Annotated in this window: 17 protein-coding genes and 2 tRNA genes; 7 read left to right on the top strand and 12 right to left on the bottom strand. The window is 64.2% G+C overall.

Annotated elements, in window-relative coordinates:
• The first annotated feature begins 92 nt into the window (after positions 1–92).
• The 3 genes from BGP02_RS02630 to BGP02_RS02620 all read left to right on the top strand — a co-directional run bounded on the left by BGP02_RS02630 (position 93) and on the right by BGP02_RS02620 (position 3,456).
• Positions 93–1,142, top strand: a complete 1,050-nt coding sequence (locus tag BGP02_RS02630) for a hypothetical protein (RefSeq protein ID WP_261938735.1) — start codon at positions 93–95, stop codon at positions 1,140–1,142.
• 90 nt (positions 1,143–1,232) lie between these two features.
• Positions 1,233–1,958, top strand: a complete 726-nt coding sequence (locus BGP02_RS02625) for a (Fe-S)-binding protein (RefSeq protein WP_017232321.1) — start codon at positions 1,233–1,235, stop codon at positions 1,956–1,958.
• Between the two features lie 88 nt (positions 1,959–2,046).
• Positions 2,047–3,456 carry a lactate utilization protein B gene (locus tag BGP02_RS02620; protein ID WP_017232322.1) on the top strand — a complete coding sequence of 470 codons (1,410 nt, stop codon included), beginning with the start codon at positions 2,047–2,049 and terminating at the stop codon, positions 3,454–3,456.
• 123 nt (positions 3,457–3,579) lie between these two features.
• On the opposite strand, the gene BGP02_RS02615 is transcribed toward BGP02_RS02620, so the two are convergent.
• The 6 genes from BGP02_RS02615 to BGP02_RS02590 all read right to left on the bottom strand — a co-directional run bounded on the left by BGP02_RS02615 (position 3,580) and on the right by BGP02_RS02590 (position 8,628).
• Positions 3,580–4,239, bottom strand: coding sequence for an amino acid ABC transporter permease (locus BGP02_RS02615; protein WP_017232323.1), 660 nt, complete (start codon positions 4,237–4,239; stop codon positions 3,580–3,582).
• Between the two features lie 111 nt (positions 4,240–4,350).
• Positions 4,351–5,148, bottom strand: coding sequence for a transporter substrate-binding domain-containing protein (locus tag BGP02_RS02610; RefSeq protein WP_026131669.1), 798 nt, complete (start codon positions 5,146–5,148; stop codon positions 4,351–4,353).
• A 50-nt stretch (positions 5,149–5,198) separates the two neighbouring features.
• Complete coding sequence (locus BGP02_RS02605) at positions 5,199–6,227, bottom strand: quinone-dependent dihydroorotate dehydrogenase (protein ID WP_026131670.1); 1,029 nt, start codon at positions 6,225–6,227, stop codon at positions 5,199–5,201.
• 186 nt (positions 6,228–6,413) lie between these two features.
• Positions 6,414–7,190 (bottom strand): arginyltransferase, encoded by a 777-nt coding sequence (locus tag BGP02_RS02600; protein WP_017232326.1) that lies wholly within the window; start codon positions 7,188–7,190, stop codon positions 6,414–6,416.
• Complete coding sequence (gene aat / locus BGP02_RS02595) at positions 7,187–7,951, bottom strand: leucyl/phenylalanyl-tRNA--protein transferase (RefSeq protein ID WP_017232327.1); 765 nt, start codon at positions 7,949–7,951, stop codon at positions 7,187–7,189. Before aat ends, BGP02_RS02600 begins: the two co-directional genes overlap by 4 nt.
• A 59-nt stretch (positions 7,952–8,010) precedes the next feature.
• Positions 8,011–8,628 (bottom strand): NUDIX hydrolase, encoded by a 618-nt coding sequence (locus BGP02_RS02590; protein WP_083902200.1) that lies wholly within the window; start codon positions 8,626–8,628, stop codon positions 8,011–8,013.
• Between the two features lie 200 nt (positions 8,629–8,828).
• Between BGP02_RS02590 and BGP02_RS02585 the strand changes: the two genes are divergently transcribed.
• Positions 8,829–8,905 (top strand) — tRNA-Met (locus BGP02_RS02585).
• Between the two features lie 148 nt (positions 8,906–9,053).
• Here the strand turns inward: BGP02_RS02585 and BGP02_RS02580 are convergent.
• Positions 9,054–9,938: an EamA family transporter gene (locus BGP02_RS02580; protein WP_286797604.1), complete on the bottom strand. Its 885-nt coding sequence runs from the start codon at positions 9,936–9,938 to the stop codon at positions 9,054–9,056.
• Between the two features lie 243 nt (positions 9,939–10,181).
• On the opposite strand from BGP02_RS02580, the gene dusA reads away from it, so the two are divergent.
• Complete coding sequence (gene dusA, locus BGP02_RS02575) at positions 10,182–11,195, top strand: tRNA dihydrouridine(20/20a) synthase DusA (RefSeq protein WP_286797603.1); 1,014 nt, start codon at positions 10,182–10,184, stop codon at positions 11,193–11,195.
• A 188-nt stretch (positions 11,196–11,383) separates the two neighbouring features.
• Positions 11,384–11,459, top strand: a tRNA-His gene (locus BGP02_RS02570).
• A gap of 79 nt (positions 11,460–11,538) precedes the next feature.
• Here the strand turns inward: BGP02_RS02570 and BGP02_RS02565 are convergent.
• Positions 11,539–12,702, bottom strand: a complete 1,164-nt coding sequence (locus BGP02_RS02565; protein WP_232424524.1) for a GGDEF domain-containing protein — start codon at positions 12,700–12,702, stop codon at positions 11,539–11,541.
• Between the two features lie 648 nt (positions 12,703–13,350).
• Between BGP02_RS02565 and BGP02_RS02560 the strand changes: the two genes are divergently transcribed.
• Positions 13,351–13,593, top strand: coding sequence for a hypothetical protein (locus BGP02_RS02560; protein WP_286797602.1), 243 nt, complete (start codon positions 13,351–13,353; stop codon positions 13,591–13,593).
• 28 nt (positions 13,594–13,621) lie between these two features.
• Here BGP02_RS02560 and BGP02_RS02555 read toward each other — a convergent pair whose 3' ends face one another.
• The 4 genes from BGP02_RS02555 to BGP02_RS02540 form a co-directional block, all read right to left on the bottom strand.
• Positions 13,622–15,316 carry an MBL fold metallo-hydrolase gene (locus tag BGP02_RS02555; protein ID WP_026131671.1) on the bottom strand — a complete coding sequence of 565 codons (1,695 nt, stop codon included), beginning with the start codon at positions 15,314–15,316 and terminating at the stop codon, positions 13,622–13,624.
• A gap of 39 nt (positions 15,317–15,355) precedes the next feature.
• Positions 15,356–16,351: an alpha/beta fold hydrolase gene (locus BGP02_RS02550; protein WP_017232334.1), complete on the bottom strand. Its 996-nt coding sequence runs from the start codon at positions 16,349–16,351 to the stop codon at positions 15,356–15,358.
• Positions 16,352–16,463: 112 nt separating this feature from the next.
• Positions 16,464–18,038 (bottom strand): flavin-containing monooxygenase, encoded by a 1,575-nt coding sequence (locus BGP02_RS02545; RefSeq protein WP_261938731.1) that lies wholly within the window; start codon positions 18,036–18,038, stop codon positions 16,464–16,466.
• A 25-nt stretch (positions 18,039–18,063) separates the two neighbouring features.
• Positions 18,064–18,960 (bottom strand): SDR family NAD(P)-dependent oxidoreductase, encoded by an 897-nt coding sequence (locus tag BGP02_RS02540; RefSeq protein ID WP_017232336.1) that lies wholly within the window; start codon positions 18,958–18,960, stop codon positions 18,064–18,066.
• Positions 18,961–19,033: the final 73 nt, after the last annotated feature.

The raw sequence follows: 19,033 nt of genomic DNA, 5'->3' as shown, positions 1-19,033 counted from the left end.
CAGGGTACTGGGGGGGCGGACTCTGGGACGGGGTTTATCGATATGCCGGTAACGCGAGCCGATCGGGTCCGTACTGCCGGGTTGGCGAGCAGTTGAACGATCACGACGTCGACAGTCTCACGCCGTCGGCCAGGCGGTTCTCGGCGATTCTGGGACATCTGACGGAAGCACTGCGCAAGGAGCAGGAAATCCTGACGAAATGTTTCGCAATGGCGCAGCGCTCGGTGGGGTTTGGCGGGGCGACCTTTGGCGAACCCGATATCCAAAAGACGGCGAGCCAGCGCCTGTCGGTCGAGCGTGCCGATGGCATCGCCGAGATCGAGCGATGCCTGACGGGCGTGCGCGAGTCGATCGCACTGGCCTCAAAGGAGGTGTGGCCGGAACGGAAGCACTATGGCAAGCGCGTTGGCATTACGACTTCCCTTTACGCCGCGGCGGCGGCCGTTGCGGTGGCAGGACTGTTTGTGTCGGGCGGCATTCTCGCCATTGTGGCGACGGTGATGACGCTGGTGATCCGCGGGGTCAGCCTGGGAAGCATTCGTGGGTTCGATCGTGAGCGAGGATGGAAGTCTGTCGAAAGTCTGTTGGCAAGCACCGGGCAATTCATTGAAACGGAGGGGACTATGATGAGAACGTACTTGGACGTGGCCGATCGGCGTGCCGCGCTCGAGCGTGAAGATATGGTGTGGAATCTGTTGAATGGCATCAAGAGTGGGCTTGGCCAAGTCAATCATCAGGTGGAGTCGCTGGATACTCGGGCTGGGACCCTTTCGAATCAAATGGAAACCGTGGCGAACCGACTGGATGATCAAATGTATGCGGTCTCCGATCAAGTGGACACCCTCACCAATCGGTTCGACGGTTTCACCGATCAAGTCGCCAGCCTCACCGATCAATTCGGCACCCTCACGAATCGAGTGGACTCCCTGGCGTCGGAAGTCGCGGCAGGGTTCGCGAACACTGACGCCAAATTTGAAAGCTTCAGGCGCGATTTGCAGCGGTTGTCGCGGGTGCAGGAGATGATGGCGGCGCGCCTGGCACTCATGCCCTATCCTCCGGCGGCGCCACCCGCCGAGCGGCGGGGACTTACGCGGACGAACTCGTTGAACGCGTTGAGCGACATCACGCCCCGAATGGCGTAATCGTCTGCGCGATATGCGGGAATCCACGCTGGGCCAGACCGGCCCAGCGACTTATAATGGCGCATTATTCCCGGAAAGAGGATTCCCCCAATGCGCGTCGGACTCTTTGTCACGTGTCTGATCGACCTGATGCGTCCGGAGATCGGCTTCTCGACGCTCAAGCTGCTGGAGACGGCGGGCTGCGAGGTCGTGATTCCCGATTCCCAGACCTGCTGTGGTCAGCCCGGCTATAACTCGGGCGAACGGGCCATTGCCCGCGATCTCGCTCAGAAGTTCCTCGAGGAGTTCGAATCGTTCGACTACGTCGTCGTGCCGTCGGGATCGTGCGGTGGCATGGTCAAGGCGCACTACGGCGACCTCTTCGCCGACGACCCCGAACTCATGGGCCGCTACGAGCGACTGCGCCCGCGCGTGTTCGAGCTGACCGATTTCCTCGTCAATGTGCTGCACATCGATACCGTGCCCGGCGATTACAACGGCGAAGTGACCTATCACGATTCATGCTCGGGGTTGCGTGAGCTGGGCGTCAAGACGCAGCCGCGCGCATTGCTCGCGAAAATGCCGGGCGTCAAGATGACGGAAATGAAGGACTGCCAGGCTTGTTGCGGTTTCGGAGGCACCTTCGCGCTCAAGTACGGCAACATCTCGACGGCCATCGTCGACGAGAAGTGCGCGAACATCGCCGCGAGCGGGGCGCCAGCGGTCGTGCTGGGCGACCTCGGATGCATGCTCAACATCGAAGGACGTCTGCGCCGCACCGGCGACACGAAGACGCGCGTGCTCCACATTGCCCAGGTGCTCGCGGGCGATGTGTGAGCTCGCCGCTGTCCTCCCGACCCTCCCGACCTTCACGCCCGTGTGTGCGATGACGCACACCGGCGGCCATCACCTCCAGTGAGTCGCGATGCAAGTTCAATCGATGCAATTCAAGGCGCGCGCCGGGCAAAAGCTCGCGGACCAGCGTCTGCAGGCCAACCTCCGGAAACTCTCGACCAAGTTCGTGACGGCGCGCGCCACGGCCATCGAGGAAATCGACTTCGAGGCCACGCGCGAGGCGCTCAAGGCACGTCGTAATCGCGGGCTCGAGACGCTCGATGTCTGGCTGGAGATTTTCGAGCGCGAGGCCACGCGACGTGGCGCCACGGTGTTGTTCGCCGAATCGACGCAGGACGCTGCCCGCCTGATTGCCGAAATCGCCCGCAAGCACGACGTCAAGAAGGTGATCAAGTCGAAATCGATGGTCACGGAGGAATTGCAGCTCAACAAGGTGCTCGCCGACATGGGTGTGCAATCGGTCGAGACCGATCTGGGCGAATACATCCTGCAGATCAACGACAACGAACCGCCGTCGCACATCATTGCGCCGGTCGTGCACAAGGACAAGGACGAGGTTGCCGACCTGTTCGCTCGCGTTCACCATAAGCCGCGTCTGACCGACATTCCGGCGATGACACGCGAAGCGCGCGAGATGCTGCGTCCGCAGTTTCTCTCGGCGGACATGGGCGTGACCGGCGGCAATTTTCTCGTCGCCGAAACCGGCTCCGTGGCCGTGGTGACGAACGAAGGCAACGAGGGCATGTGCACGATCATGCCGCGCGTGCATGTGGCCGTGACCGGTATCGAGAAGGTGTTGCCCACGCTCGAGGATCTGGCGACGGCCATGCGTCTGTTGCCGCGCTCCGCGACCGGGCAGGGCACGTCGAACTACTTCTCGCTGCTGACCGGTACGCGCGTCGAGGGTGAGCTCGATGGCCCCGACCATATGTACTTCGTGCTGGTCGACGGTGGCCGCTCGGGATTGATCGGCGGCGCGTTTCAGGACATGCTGCGTTGCATCCGTTGCGGCGCTTGCATGAATCATTGTCCCGTCTATCAGAAGATCGGCGGGCACGCCTACGGTTGGGTGTATCCGGGGCCGATGGGGTCGGTGCTCACGCCGAGCTATGTCGGCCTGGAGAAGACGCTCGATCTGCCGCAGGCCGCCACGCTGTGCGGGGAGTGCAATCGCGTCTGCCCCGTGGGCATTCCGATCTCCGATCTGCTTCGCAAGCTGCGCGAGCGCCAGGTCGATCGCGGCCTGCGGCCGTGGCAGGAGCGCACGGCGCTCGCCGCGTGGGCGTTTGCGGCGCGTCGCCCTCGTCTGTATGCGGCGCTTGCCGGCCTGGGTGCGCGTGTACTCCATTGGATGGGGCGCGAGCGTGGCAGCCTCTCGAAGCTGCCGCTCGCCGCAGGATGGAGCGACACGCGGGAAATGCCTGCCCCGAGTGGCAAGACGTTCCGCACGATGTATCGCGAGCGTCGCGCGCCGCGGTAAGCGGTTAAGCGTTCAGCGATGTGGAACGACCGGTGGCCTTGACGTACCGGCGTTCAAAGCAAAAGCCGGGCCCCGAATGTCTGCCATTGGCATCCGGGGCCCGGCTTTTTTGTTGGCGCCCCGTCAGGTTCTGGCGGGCAACGCCAGACGTTTCTCGATGCGTCGCTGCAGTGCCGACAACCCGGTCGACAGCACCCAGTAAATGGCGGCGCAGGCGAGATAGAGCGGCAGCGGCTGGTAGGTCGTTGCAATGACCTCCTGCGCGGAGCGCAGCAACTCGGTCACGGTAATGACCGAGACCAGCGATGTGTCCTTGATCAGGCTGATGAGGCTGTTGCCGAGGCTCGGCACAGCGATGCGCAGGGCTTGCGGGGCGATGACGTAACGCAGCGTCTGCCAATAGGACAGGCCGAGGCTGTAGGCCGCGAGCCATTGTCCGCGCGGCATGCCTTCGAGGGCGCCGCGCATGCTCTCCGACAGATAGGCGCCGACGTTCAGGCTGAGCGTGAGCACGCCGGCGGGCGTCGGATCGAGCGCGATGCCAACGCCCGGCAGGCCGTAGTAGATCACGAAGATCTGCACCAGCAGCGGCGTGCCGCGCATGATGCTGACATAGGTGCGGGCGATGCCGCGCAGCACGCGGACGTTGCCGATACCCATGATCGCCACGATCACGCCGATCGCCAGGCCGAACACCATCGACATCAAGGCGAACTTGATCGTGAGCACCGTGCCTTGCAGCAGCACTGGCATGGATTGGGCGGCGAGTTCGAATGGATTCATGAGGGGGGTGTCTGGGGGGAACGTGGGCCGGAACGACGACGGCCGGCACCCGCGTGGTTTGCGTGGTGCCGGCCGTGATGCGACCGAAGTGTGTCGCGCGCGGCTTGCGGGTTACTTCGCCGGCTTGGACGTGTCCTCGCCGAACCACTTCAGCGCGAGCTTGCCGAGCGAGCCGTCCTGCTTCATGGCCGTGAGGGCATCGTCGATGGCCTTCGCGAACTTGGGGTTGCCCTTGCGGAACGGAATGCCCACCGACTCGCTGGCGCCTTGCAACACGGCCCCCGCACGCAGCGGCAGGTTCGACGTCTTGATCAAATAGGCGAGCATCAGGCGATCGTTGAGCGCCGCGTCGATGCGCCCGGCGGCGAGATCGCGCAGGTACTCCGGCGCGCCCGGATAGGTGCGCACGTCGATGCCCGGCACCGCCTTCGCGAGCTTGTCGTAGTTGCTGCCGAGACTCACGCCGAGCTTGTGGCCCTTGAGGGCGTCGAGCGAATTGAACTCGCGTTTGTCGTCCTTGCGCTGAATGAGCTGCGCGGCCGAGAAGGTGTACGGCTGGCTGAAGTCGAGCGAGCGCTTGCGTTCGTCGGTGATGGCCACTTGATTGACGATGACGTCGAATTTACCGGCCACGAGACCGCCGATAATGCCGCTCCATTCCGTCGTCACGAACACCGGCTTTACGCCGAGACGTTCGGCAACGGCCTTGGCGACGTCGACATCGAAGCCTTCGAGCTGGCCATCGGCCGCGCGATAGTTGAACGGCGGATAAGTCCCTTCGATCCCGATTTTCAGTACGCCCGCCGATTTCACGGTGTCGAGCAGATCGGCGGCGCGCGCGGGCGCGGTGCCCAGCAGCGCAACGGCGGTCAGCGGTACGAGGCACAGCGACTTGAGCCAGTTTTTCATGATGTTGAGGTCTCCCTGTGTCAAATAAAGGGGGCGCGACGTGCGGCCGATCAGGCCGTACGCAGCGCTTGCACGCATTCTCGCACCAGCTCGGGGCCGCGGTAAATCAGCCCGCTGTAGATTTGTACCAGACTGGCCCCGGCATCGAGCTTGGCCTGCGCGTCGGCGCCTGACAGGATGCCGCCCACGCCGATGATCGGCAGGGCGCCGCCCAGCTCGGCGGCCAGTGCGCGGATCACGCGATTCGAGGCTTCGAACACGGGCCGCCCCGACAGGCCGCCGGTTTCGTTGGCGTAGGGCAGGCCCGCTACCGCCTCGCGCGAGAGCGTTGTATTGGTGGCGATCACGCCGTCGAAACCATGACGCGTGAGTGTGCCCGCGATGACCTTGATCTGCTCGTCGTCGAGATCCGGCGCAATCTTGAGGGCGATCGGCACGTATTTGCCGTGGCGGTCGGACAGCGCGCGTTGCTTGTCCTTGAGCTTGCCGAGCAGGGCGTCGAGTTCGTCGCCGCCTTGCAGCTGGCGCAGGTTTTTCGTATTGGGCGACGAGATGTTGACCGTCACATAGGTGGCGTACGGGTACACCTTCTCGAGGCAGATGAGGTAGTCGTCGACTGCGCGCTCGATCGGCGTGTCGGCGTTCTTGCCGATGTTCAGGCCCAGCGGCCCCTTGTAGCGCGCCGACTGCACGTTCTGAAGAAACTGCTCGACACCGCCGTTGTTGAAGCCCATGCGGTTGATGATCGCTTCGGCTTGCGGCAGGCGGAAGATGCGCGGCTTCGGATTACCCGGCTGCGGACGCGGCGTGACCGTGCCGACTTCCACGAAGCCGAAGCCCAGTGCGGCGAGGCCGTCGATGCAGCTCCCGTCCTTGTCGAGGCCTGCGGCGAGGCCCACGGGATTCGGGAAGCGGATGCCCATGACCGTGCGTGGATCTTCGGGCAGCGTCTGACCGATGAGACCGGCCAGGCCGAGCGAGGCAGCACTGCGCAGCGTGGCCAGCGTCAAATGGTGGGCTTGTTCGGCATCAAGACAGAACAGGGCGCGACGGGCCAGAGGGTAGAGGGGCGCAAGCACGATGTCGGGTTCGGCAGAATCGGAAAGTCGCCATTTTACCGGTATCCCGGTCGCCGAGCGCGTCAATTTTCTACGCTCTGCGTACTCCTGAATGGCGGCGCGGTGGCAAGGGAATGAGCGCGGTGCGCACGGGTGGCCGCCCCGCGAATTGCACGCCTGACAGCAACACGGAGCACAGTGTCGACGTTACTCGCCGGCGGCGTCGAGCATGGCTTCCGGCATGTCTTGCCATTGGCCGTCGAGCAGGCCTTGCAGGGGGCGGAAGTTCGCCTTGTAGACCATCTTGCGGCTTGCCTGAATCCAGTAGCCGAGATACACGTGCGGCAGTCCGAGCGCGCGCGCCTGCTCGATCTGCCAAAGAATGTTGTACGTGCCGTACGACGCGCCTTCAATGTCGGGATCGAAGAACGTGTAGACCGACGACAGGCCGTCGCTCAGGATGTCGACCATGCTGATCATGCGCAACGTGCCTGCGCCCTGATGGCCGGGCGGCTCGCGAAATTCCACCAGTCGGGAGTTCACGCGGCTTTGCAGCAGAAACTGCTCGTACTGCTCGCGGCTGTCGTGGTCCATGCCGCCGCCTGCATGACGTTGCGACTGGTAGCGCATGTAGAGCTGGTAATGCTCTTCCGTGTAATGCAACCCGGAGACGTTGACCGCGAGGCCGGCGTGGCGGCGCCAGATGCGACGTTGTGTGCGGTTCGGCGCGAAGCGCGCGATCGGTACGCGCACGGGCACACACGCGCGGCAGCCGTCGCAATACGGGCGGTACGTGAACACGCCGCTGCGGCGAAACCCGGCGCGAACGAGTTCGCTGTAGACGTCCGAGTTGATCAGATGGCTGGGCGTGGCGACCTGCGAGCGTGCCGTGTGATTATCGAGGTAGCTGCAGGGGTAGGGCGCCGTTGCGTAGAACTGAAGGGCAGACAGCGGGGAGAGCGGCAGTTCGTTCGGATGGGTCACTGGGAAACCTCGTGAGCCTTGTCTGCTGCGTTACCGTAGGCCAGCGTGCTGAGCATTTGCTTATCCAGACGCCAGACCGGGGCGGGCGCCACGACCGCCTTCTGCACATGCGTCAGAAATGCCTGACGGGGAATTTCGCTGCCACCGAGCGACGCCAGATGAGCGGTACTTTGCTGGCAGTCTATCACCTCTATTGCGTGTGCGCGTGCAAACGCGACGAGCGCGGCGAGGGCGATTTTCGACGCATCGGTGCGGCGGGCGAACATCGATTCGCCATAGAACATGCGTCCGAGCGCCACGCCGTAAAGACCGCCGACGCGCTCACCCTCGTAGAAGGTTTCCACGCTGTGGGCGAGCCCGGCGTCATGCAGTGCGCGATAGGCGGCAATGATCGCAGGTGTGATCCATGTGCCGTCCTGCGCGCGCCGGGGGGCCTGTGCGCAGGCTTGCATGACGGTGGCAAAGTCGGCGTCGAGACGGATTTCCCAGGCGTCGTCGCGCAGCACGCGACGCAACAGTTTGCGGAAGTTGTGGCTGACGACGAAATTCTCGGGACGCAGCACCATGCGCGGGTCCGGGCTCCACCAGAGCACGGGTTGACCCTGCGAGTACCACGGGAAGATGCCTTGCCGGTAGGCGGCAAGCAGACGTTGCGGCGAGAGGTCGAGACCGGCCGCCAGCAAACCCGGCGCCTCGCTCGATGCGTCGAGCGCTTCGTTCACCGGGGGAAAGGAATCGTTTGCTTCGAGCCAGACGACCATGTCGATGTCAGCGTTCCGGCGTGTCGGGTGGCGTGGTGCGATGGGCCGCGCAGGCCGGCTCAGACACGCAGCATCGGCGTGAGGATATCCTCGGTGTGCGCCGTATTGACGGGCAGCGACGGCACCGGCACGCCGGGCGCCGCAGCGCCGTTGCGGGAGGCCTCGAGGTGCACGCCGAAGGCCCCTGCGCGACGGTCTTCGAAGAAGAAGCGCAGCGTCTTCGCTACCGTCGGGAAGGCGATGTCATCCCAGGGAATTTCGTGCTCCGAGAACAAGGCGACTTCGAGGCTCTCTTCTCCGGCGGCGAACTGCGGCTCGCGCATCTGCGCCAGATAGAAAATATGGACCTGATTCACATGCGGCACGTTGAGCAGCGAGAACAGGGCGCCGACCTCGACATTTGCGCCGGCTTCTTCCAGCGTTTCGCGTGCGGCGGCCTGTGCCGTTGTCTCTCCGATTTCCATGAAGCCGGCGGGCAGTGTCCAGTAGCCCAGGCGCGGCTCGATTGCGCGCTTGCACAGCAGCACCTGATCGCCCCACACGGGCACCGTGCCAAGCACGTTGCGCGGGTTCTCGTAGTGAATGGTGCCGCAATGGGTGCACACGTGCCGCTCGCGATTATCACCGGGCGGAATGCGCGACTCGACCGAGTGGCCGCAGGCGGAACAGAATTGGATGGGAGGGCGTCGGTTCATGGTTGCTGCGAGTGTATCATCGGCAACGCACGCTGTGCGGTGGCGCACGTGGTGGGCCGGGATATCCCGGGTTGCCGCCGCGTGCGGCGAACCGGCGTTAGCGGCCGCGTGGTCACGAGGAAAATAATCGACGAGTTATGTTGCACTGCAGTGGCAATTGTCATATACTTCAATTCTTCAGACGCGGGGTGGAGCAGTCTGGCAGCTCGTCGGGCTCATAACCCGAAGGTCACAGGTTCAAATCCTGTCCCCGCAACCAAATTCGAAAGCCTGATTTCTTCACGAAATCAGGCTTTTTGCGTTTCGGCTCGGCGGGTGTCGGCGGCATCGCGCCTGTGTCCGCCGGTGTCGTGCGCGCGTCGTGTCCCGGTCGGAAGCGGGCGCGCCCGCTTCCGCACCGAAGAGCGCTATTGCGACGTCGGCAGCAGGCGTTGTTTGAGCTTTGCGCCGAATACATTCACCACGAGGCCCGCCATGACCAGCGCCGCGCCCGCGATTTGCGGCGCAGTGAGTTGCTCGTCGAGCAGCAGTGCCGCCGATGCGAGCCCGATGATCGGCACAAGCAGCGAGAACGGCGCGACCTGACTGGCCGGATAGCGCGTCATCAAACGACCCCACAGCGAATAGCCGACAAGCGTCGCGACGAAAGACAGGTAGGCGACCGCGAAGATCGACGCCGCCGAGAGATGTGCGAGTGAGTTCGCGATTTGCTGCGGGCCTTCGAACCAATACGACAGCAGCGCGAACGGAATCGGCGGGATCAGGCTTGCCCAGACCACAAGGCCGACGAGATCGACATTGCCGATCTTTTTGGTGACGATGTTGCCCGTTGCCCAGGCAAGCGAGGCACAGAGGGTGAGCGCGAAGCCGAGCAGCGTCATGGCGCCGCCGCCTTGCATGCCGATGACGGCGAGGCCTGCCGCCGCGATCAGCAGACCGGCCACATTTTGCGCGCGGAAGCGTTCGCCCAGACACGCCACGGCGAGCCCCAAGGTGAAGAACGCCTGTGCCTGAAGGACGAGCGAGGCAAGGCCGGCGGGCATGCCAACGTACATCGCAGTGAACAAGAGCGCGAATTGCCCGAACGAGATCGTCGCACCGTAGACGATTAGCCAGCGCAATGCCACTTGCGGGCGTTTGACAAAGAAGATCGCGGGGAAGGCCGCGAGCAGGAATCGCAGCGCACCCAGCAGCATGGGCGGCACGCCGTGCAACCCGACCTTGATGACGACGAAGTTCACGCCCCAGGCGAGTACGACGATGAGTGCCCGTAACAAGTCCTTCGGTGCCATGCTGGCGTCTCCTTGTGCGGCATTGGTGTGACGTTCGGGAAGGCGAAAGTGTACTCCTGGGGCGTCGACGTGTGGTGGGGAAGTCCTCGCGCGAATGCCCTCGTGGACTGATGTGGCGCGGGGCCGAGGGGGCGCGCTCGCGCCGGTGCTCGATGGGGGCATGACGTATACTTCGTGTTTTGCGTATCAAGAGACGTCGTCTTGCTGGAGTGAGACGACGTTTGCCGTAGCCGAGGAATTTGCATGAACTTGCCTGCCCGCCGCGTCAGCGTGGCGCCGATGATGGATTGGACGGATTCGAACTGCCGGGTTTTTCATCGTCAGTTGTCGCGTCACACGTGGCTCTATACCGAGATGGTCACGACCGGTGCGCTGTTGCATGGCGACGTTGCGCGCCATCTCGATTTCGATGCCGTCGAGCATCCCGTCGCGCTGCAATTGGGCGGAAGCGAGCCGCAGGACCTTGCGCGGGCCGCGAAGCTCGGCGAGCAATGGGGGTATGACGAGATCAACCTGAACTGCGGTTGCCCGTCGGAGCGTGTACAGCGTGGCGCGTTCGGTGCATGTCTGATGGCGGAGCCGGCGCTGGTGGCCGATTGCGTCAAGGCGATGCGCGACGTGGTGCAGGTGCCGGTGACGGTCAAGCATCGCATCGGGATCGACGACGTCGAATCGTTCTCCTTCGTCGAGGACTTCGTTGGCAGCATTGCGCAAGCCGGTTGCACGACCTTCATCGTGCATGCGCGTAATGCCATCCTCAAGGGGCTGAGCCCGAAAGAGAATCGCGAGATTCCGCCGCTCAAGTACGACTATGCGTATCGTCTGAAGCAAAGCTTCCCGCAACTCGAGATTCTGATTAACGGCGGCGTGAAGACGCTCGATGAAGTCGAGCTGCATTTGCGGCACGTCGATGGCGTGATGCTGGGTCGCGAGGCGTATCACAATCCTTATGTGCTTGCGGAGGTGGATGCGCGGTTCTACGGCGACACATCTGCGGTCAAATCGCGCGAGGCGGTGGAAGACGCGTTGATCGAATACGCGGCGGCGCAGGTGGAGAAGGGCCAATACCTCGGCGCGATCACGCGTCATGCGCTGGGTCTGTATCGCGGTGTACCGGGCGCGCGGGGATGGCGTCGGGTGTTGTCGGATCCGAAGCGCCTCAAAGCGGGGATTGGCGCGTTCGAAGAGGCGCGTGCTCAGTTGCGTGCGGGGGCGTTTTCGGAGCGCGATGGCGTAGCGGCTCTCGCGACGGCGTGACGTCCGGCATCGAATCGCGGCGTTGCGTTGAGAGCGCTCGCCGCGTGAGATGACGATCTCGCGCATCGATCGTGCATGCCAGCGAAGTAATATTTCGATTGAGTGAAAATAGTGCTTGGCAGCGCGATAAAAACGTCGCTATAATCTTGCTTCTGTTCAGCAAGCAAGTGATGTTGCTGATCACGGCGGTGGCCGTAGCTCAGTTGGTAGAGTCCTGGATTGTGATTCCAGTCGTCGTGGGTTCGAGTCCCATCGGTCACCCCAAAATTCCCTTGTAGTTCAAAGCGTTTCGCGCGTCATTTCTCTCCCGATTCGGGAATTCTCCAAAAGTTTTACTCCAGCATCAGCCATTCGCGGTCTTGCCGCCGAAGCCGGCGCCATTCCCGTGCTCGACAACGATAGGCAGCGGCTCCATCGCGGGCGCGACCACGACACAATTCCTGCCCTTGGCCTTTGCGGCATAAAGCGCCGCGTCGGCTCTCGCCATCACGGAGGCCAACGTGTCGCCCTCGCGAAACGCATCGACGCCCGCGCTAAGCGTGGACATCACGTCCCTGCCGGGGACACAGGAGCCCGAGGAGGCCACGATGTCGCGCAACCGATTGATGAGATGTCCCGCGTGCTCCCGGGTTTCGCCCGGCAGCAACAACGCAAACTCTTCGCCGCCAATGCGTCCGACAATGTCGGTGGCGCGCACCGCCCCGGCGATCAACGACGCCACATGCGCAAGCGCAAGGTCTCCCGCGGCGTGCCCATAACGGTCATTGATGCTCTTGAAGTTATCGATGTCCAGAATCGCGATCGAAAAGGTCGACTGCTTGTGGGCGCACTCCCTGGCGATGGCCTCCGCACGCGAGATGAACGCTCGCCGCGCGAGCAGGCCGGTCAGGTCGTCGAACGTCGCCAGGCGTTCCATGCGGTCGGCCAGCCGGTCGTGCGCCAACAGCACCATGCCGACCGACAGACACGGCAGCGTCAGCGTCGCCATGCCCAGGAACATGACGTTCAACGGCGTCGGTTGAAGGAACGTGGATTCATGCGCCAGACCCAGTCCATACGCAATGGCACGAACGGCATGCACAACGGCACCGAGAATCGCAGCAATGGCCACAAAGTAATACGCGTATTTAGGGCGTTCCCGCGGTCGGTATTTCAGCACCGCCCCGCCGATACTGAAGCGGACGTACGCAATACACCCCGAGATCATGGTGCTGCGAGCGTCGACGTGGGGCGAAATATAGGTCCAATAGATCAGCATGACGAGGATGACGCCAAGCGCGACATACTCCCAGGCGTACGAGGCTCGGGCGTTGAGGAATTGCCGGAAGCCGTGCAAGCCGATAAGCGAGGCGATGAGCAGCCCGCTGCTCGATACCGCGACGACAATGTCCGAGGTTCCCGTCAGGAGCAGCGCCGCCACGATCGCCAGAAGTGCGCTCGCCAAGCACCACAGGCGCACCCCCGGGACTTTCGTTCCGAACAACGAACCCAGAACGGCTACGCTCATGACGCAAGACAGAACCGCAATGCTGATAAAAACTGCCGAAATGGGCATGGCCGCGTGACTGATTATGATGTTTCGCCTACTGACGCAGTTGCCCGACAATACGACCCCGTTCCCTCGGGCGACATCCCCATGTCGTGTCGTTTTGCCAGCGTCTCGGCGTGTTTTGTCGTCAGCATAGCCGAATTCGATGAAGGCGCCACGATCTCATTGATCCGTGGCCGATGCGCCGCCCGGCGGAAGTTGCGTCCCCTGGGCGAATGTCGCGCACAGCGGGCGCCGGTCGATCGACGATGTCTGCCGTCAGCGCAGCCCGCATTTTGCCTGCGCAATCCGCCGACGCATCCCTCACGACGCTCTCAATATCGCAACATTTGATCTATGTCTAATTCCACTCACGGCACACGCACTCTGAGGGAGCACGTCCGTCCATAATGGGCTCGTCATGTTCGCATGACCCTGTCTTCCCGGGCGTGTCATGGTGCCCCATGCGTCCCGGCTTCGAAACCCACCTCGCTCAGGTGGGTTTTTTTTCGCCGGTTCACGGCATTGTTCTCTCGTTTGGAGCCAAACCTCTATGTGGCCGACGAATCGTGAAGATGCTACGCTTTTTAGCAGAGCAGGGCGTTTTCAAGACAAGCGGAGTCCGTCATGAGCTATGCATCGCACGAGCAGGTCTACGACTATCGCGCGGGTTATCAGATTCGCGTGCGGGCCTTTCAGAATGAGTACGCGGGACCGTGGGACTCCCTGGTCCAGGTCATCCGGCACGGCAAACCGGAGGGGCCGGAGGTGCGATCCCCCGACGGGCATCGCGACAATCGCCTCGACGCCGAAATGGCCGGGCGCAAGGCGGGGGAACGCATCGTAGACGAGTTGCTCGGCGACGCCTAGGACTGACGTCGACCCACGCCAGTAGGCGTCACCCTGCCGCCATCGTTCCGACACGCCGCCACCGCGCGTCTGGCGACACCGCCGCGAGGCCATCCTCCGCCAGCTTCTCCAGATGCGCCTGCAGCGAGCGTCGCGCCACTGCGTGACGTGCCAGGGGCACGTCGGCGTAGACCACCGGAATGAGCATGTCGAGCGTGGCCGGGCCGATTTGCGCAAGCGCCTCGAGCGTGCGCGATTCGCGCGCGAGTCGATGCGCCATGAGCCGCGCAATCCGCTGCGCCGGCCGATCCATCACGAAGCCGTGTCCCGGCGCGAGCCACGCAGGCGCAAGTGCCGCAAGCTTCTCGAGCGACGCCAGATAGGTCGCCATATGCCCGTCAGGCGGGTTGATGACGACCGTCGAACCCTGCATGACGTGATCGCCAGTGAAGACAAGCGACGCGTCGTCCAGTCCGAAGCACAGATGATTGGCCGCATGCCCCGGCGTATGAATGACCCGCAAGATTCGGCCATCCGGCAAGGGCACCCCATCGCCATCGGCGAGCGCCACGTCAGGGATGAACGCCGCGTCCTGCCCCTCGTCGTGACGCGCGCGCATGCCGTAGGTCGTTGCGCCCGTCGTCGCCTTTAGTCGGCGCGCCCCCGGCGAATGATCGCGGTGAGTGTGCGTCACGAAGATCTGCCGGATGGTGCCGGGCGCCGCGGCCAGAATCGCGTCGACGTGCGCCGGATCATCCGGGCCCGGATCGATGACGGCCCACGCATTGTCGGGCCCACCGCCCAGGAGGTACGTGTTCGTGCCGGGGCCAGTCATCATGCCGGGATTCGGGGCGGTGAGACGCAGCACGCCCGGCATCAGCGTCACGCTACGCCCAGGCACGATGTCGTAGCTGCCGGTGCCAAGTTCATGGGGATCGGTCAGTGTCAGTTCGGCCCACGCGGGCTCGTCGGGCGTGACCGGCCAGCGGCCGCGCTTGCCGGTGGCCAGTCGCAGTTGAATGCGTGGCACCGCCGCCAGCGCCCCGGCGGCCGCCATGGCAGCATCCGCCGTGCCGAGACCGTCCAGCCATTGCAGCAGCTTGCGTGTGGGAGGCAACAGCCGAAGTTGATCGGCATGCTTGAGCGCATATTGGGGGCGCATCCAGCGGTGCGCCGCCGTCTCGACCTGGTCGACTTCCACCTGCTGACCCGCGGGCAGCATCGCCAGAAAGAATCGCGTATCGAAGCGCTTCGGTAGACCCAAAGGCGTGACCCAGTGGCTCAGATAGTGCAGACGTTCCGGTGTGAGCCTGACGCCGAACGATCGGCACAGCGACACGAGATCGATCCGCCCCTCATGCAGCGCATCGCGTTGCGCGCGCATGGCGACGAGGCGAGCTGCGTCGACCGGCATGCCCGAGACATCGTCGGCAAACAACACGCCGGTTTCCTCGAAGCATTCACGTATGGCGGCCACGTAGTAATTGAGGCCGCCGTGCGTGAGGGACAGGCGTTGGCTGGCAGTGGCGTCGTCGAGTCCGTCGCAGGCGGCGTGGCCGAACGCATCGGCCGCATCGACGACGCCGCCCGGGAAGACGTACGCATCGGAGCTATGGTCGTTCGCCCGAACGGCGCGGCGGAGCAACAAGACTTCCATGCCGCTTGCGCGCTCGCGCAGCGTGACGAGACTGGCGGCCATGCGCAAGCTGGACGGTCCGCGGGGGACTTCAGGACGATCGGACATGAGACGTGCGCGCACCCGCCGCGCGAAATCGGAAAGTCCCTAGTGTGCCATCGGTTGGGCGACGCCGTATTGCGGTGCTTGCTGCGCGGGCATTCGTGCAACGACGTCGTGTAACCATTGCAGAGTCGCTTCCGGTTGTGTCACGGGCAACATGTGCCCGCCATCGACGAGCGTCAGGCGAACGCGTTCGCTGAGCGGCGGCATCGCTTCGCCATGCACGCGGACGTCGAGGATGCGGTCGCGGCGCCCGTAGAGAATGTCGACGGGCACGGTCAACGCGGCGTAACGTGCGGCGAGGCCCGGCATGTCGCGTTCGGCGGCGAGCACGTCGGCGCAGCCGGCCTCGAAGTTGCCGGGACGAAAGCCGAGCACGCCACCACCGCGAATGAGGAAGTCCTTTGGCGCGTCTTCCGGGCCGAAGACATAGGCGAGCGTCGTGCGGCCCGTCATCATGCCGACAGGCACTGCGAGCGTGCGCGCGATCCAGCGACGCCACCCGGCACTGCGAATCGCAAGCGACCGAAACGGTGCCGGCACGTCGGACACCGGTTGCGTCAACGGGGCGATCAACGCGAGCGCCCCCACTCGCTGCGGATGGTCGAGCGCCAGCGTGAGCGCTATTGCGCCGCCCAGTGAGTGCCCCACGACCAGCGGCCGGTCGAGCGCGAGCGCGTCGATCAAGCGCGCGACCGCGTTCGCCTGTGACGTGAGGCCGCCGTCGCGCAGCGCGTTGCGCGTCGAGTAGCCAGACCCTGGACGGTCGATCAGTACGATGCGATGGGTTCGGGCCAGCGTCTCCAGCGGCAGATAGGCAAAGTTGCGCAACTGGCCGCAAAGGCCGTGGATGAACACGATGGCCGGTCCACGCCCGATGTCGACGTAGTGCAGGCGGTCGCCATCGATGTCGAGATATTGGCCGTCCGGTGGCACGGCCGCCTCGGCGCGACGCTCGACGCGGCACGTGAAGCGTCTCAGCACGAACACCACGGCGGCAATCGCAATGGCCAGGCAACCCAGCAAGTAGACGATGAGCATAGTGTCGAGTGGATCCGCAGGCAAGTTAAGTTAGGCCGCATCGTAGCAACGCGCGGCATGGGGTGGCTATCGGGCGCCGCATGTCTTGGGAGACGTCGTCGAAGGACGCGCACTAACGCGCTGCGGTGGCCACTGCACTCGACGTATCGGAAGCGCGCGTCGTTGTGGCCTGGGCGACCGAGCGCGTGGCGCGACGCTCGAAGCGCATGGCGCCGTCGTCGACGCTGCCCCAGCGCATCAGTCGAAGATCGCGCAGGTAGCTCTGATAGAACACCCACGGCTTGCGCCGCCCTTGCTTCGGTAGCACGCCCGCGGCGCGCTGAATATAGCCCGACGTCAGGCCAATGGCCGGCAACTCGCCATGCTCGCCTTCGCGCAGGCGCGGCACACAGGTGTCGACATCGTGTGCGTTCATATGATTGATGAGGCGGCAGACGTATTGCGCAATCAGCTCGGCCTTGAGCGTCCACGATGCGTTGGTGTAACCGAAGATCGACGCGAGATTGGGCACGTCGCTGTACATCATGCCCTTGTAGGCGACCGCGTCGCAGAGATCCACCGGTTTGCCGTCGACCCGCAGGCGCGCGCCCCCCATCAGTTGTACGCGCAGGCCGGTGGCCGTCACGACGATGTCGGCGTCGAGCGTCTTGCCGCTCTTGAGTGCCAGCCCGCGTGGTGTGAACGACGCGATCTCGTCGGTCACGATGGCCGCTCGTCCACCGCGCAGTGCTTTGAAGATATCGCCGCCCGGCGCGAGACAAAGCCGTTGATCCCAAGGCTGATAGCGCGGCGTGAGATCGCGTGCGACGTCGGCATGACCCTGCACCTGTTGCGCCGCGCGCCGGATCAGCACGCGGCGGATGGCATGCGGCCAGCGTCGCGCCGCCTGATAGAAGCCGAGCGCAATGAGCACGTTCTTCATGCGGACGATGCGATGTGCAACGCGCGCCGGCAGCCACGCGCGCAGCCGTTCGGCAACGCCGTCGCGCTGCGGCATCGACAGGATATAGCTTGGCGAGCGTTGCAGCATCGTGACGTGTGCCGCCGTTGCCGCCAGGCTCGGCAGCAGTGTCACGGCGGTGGCGCCGCTGCCGACGACGACGATGCGCTTGTCGCGATAGTCGAGATCGGCCGGCCAATGCTGCGGATGGACGACGGTGCCGGTGAAGGTGTCCGTGCCCGGCCACGTCGGCGTGTGTCCGGCGTCGTAGGCGTAGTACCCGCTGCACATGAAGAGAAAGCGACACGTGAGCGATTGCGTATCCTGAGCGCCGTCGGCGTGCGTGCGTTCGATGTGCAGCGTCCAGCGGGCGATGCTCGAATCCCAGCGGGCTTCAAGCACCTTGTGGCCGTAGCGGATCCGAGCGTCCAGGCCCTCTGCGCGGGCGGTGTCGTTGAGGTAGTCGAGGATCTTGCCGCCCTCGGCAATCGCCTGGTCGCTTGGCCAGGGGCGAAAGCTGAAGCCCAGCGTGAACATGTCGGAGTCCGAGCGTACGCCAGGGTAACGGAAGAGGTCCCATGTGCCGCCCAGCGACTGGCGCGCTTCGAGCATGGCAAAGTGCGTGCCCGGGCAGCGCTCGCTCAGGTAATGCGCGGCGGCAATGCCGGAGAGCCCGGCGCCAACCACGATGACGTCGAGATCCGTGGCGGCGCTGGCGATATCGGTGGCTGTGGTGTGGGTGTTCATCGCGATGTCCTTCGGCCGTCGTCCGTTATTGGGGCGTGGTGGGGCGCGTTGTCGCGCGGCCTTTGTTCGACGAAGGTCTGCGCGACATGGCCGTGCGCCGGTAGAACCACACGACCATGCCTTGATAGCGCGCACCCAGCAGGCGGGCCAGCTTGTCGACGCGGCGCGCATCGGGGCCCACGAGCACGCGCCGCGCATTGCGCTCGACGCCTGCGAGCATTTGCCGCGCGGCGTCGTCGGCACTCGTCACGTCGATGAGTTGGTTCGCACGTTGCCGGTGTGTGAGTGCATCGACGCCGGTGAGCGCGGCAATGCTGTCATCGATGCGCGAGGCCTGCACGATTTTCGTCGCCACGCCGCCCGGATGCACGCAGGTACAGGACACTGGGGCATTCGCCAGATCGAGCTCCATGCGCAGCGCTTCGGTGAACCCGCGTACCGCGAACTTGCTCGCGTTATAGGCGGATTGCGTTGGCATCGCAATGAGGCCGAACAGGCTGGACGTATTGACGACGTGGCCGTCGCCGGACGCGCTCAGGTAGGGCAGGAATGCCTGCGTGCCGTGCACGACGCCCCAGAAGTTGATGTCCATCAGCCATGTGAAATCTTCGTGGCGTGCGGTCGCGACCGGCACCGATAGAGAGACACCGGCATTGTTGAAGATGAGATTGACCTTGCCGTGCGCGGCGGCGGCCTCGCGGGCCCAGTCGAAGACGGCCTCTCGGTCGGCCACATCGAGCCGTTGCGATGTGACGCGCACGCCGAAGGCGCGGCAGGCGATGGCAGTGTCCGTCACGCCCGCTTCGTCGATATCGGACAACGCGAGATGCGCCCCTCGCCGCGCCAACTCAAGCGCCAACGAACGGCCCATGCCGGAGCCTGCGCCGGTGATGGCCGCCACCTTGTCCGTGAATGTCTTCATGGTGCTGTCTCCCATCGGCGCCGCGTCGATAGGCCGTTTGGCTACGGGCATCGCGCTGCCTATAATGTGGTGA

Origin of the sequence: Pandoraea sp. 64-18, assembly GCF_001899225.1 — a bacterium.
Classification (GTDB): Bacteria; Pseudomonadota; Gammaproteobacteria; order Burkholderiales; family Burkholderiaceae; genus Pandoraea; species Pandoraea cepalis.
This window is presented reverse-complemented; position numbering and strand designations above follow the sequence as displayed.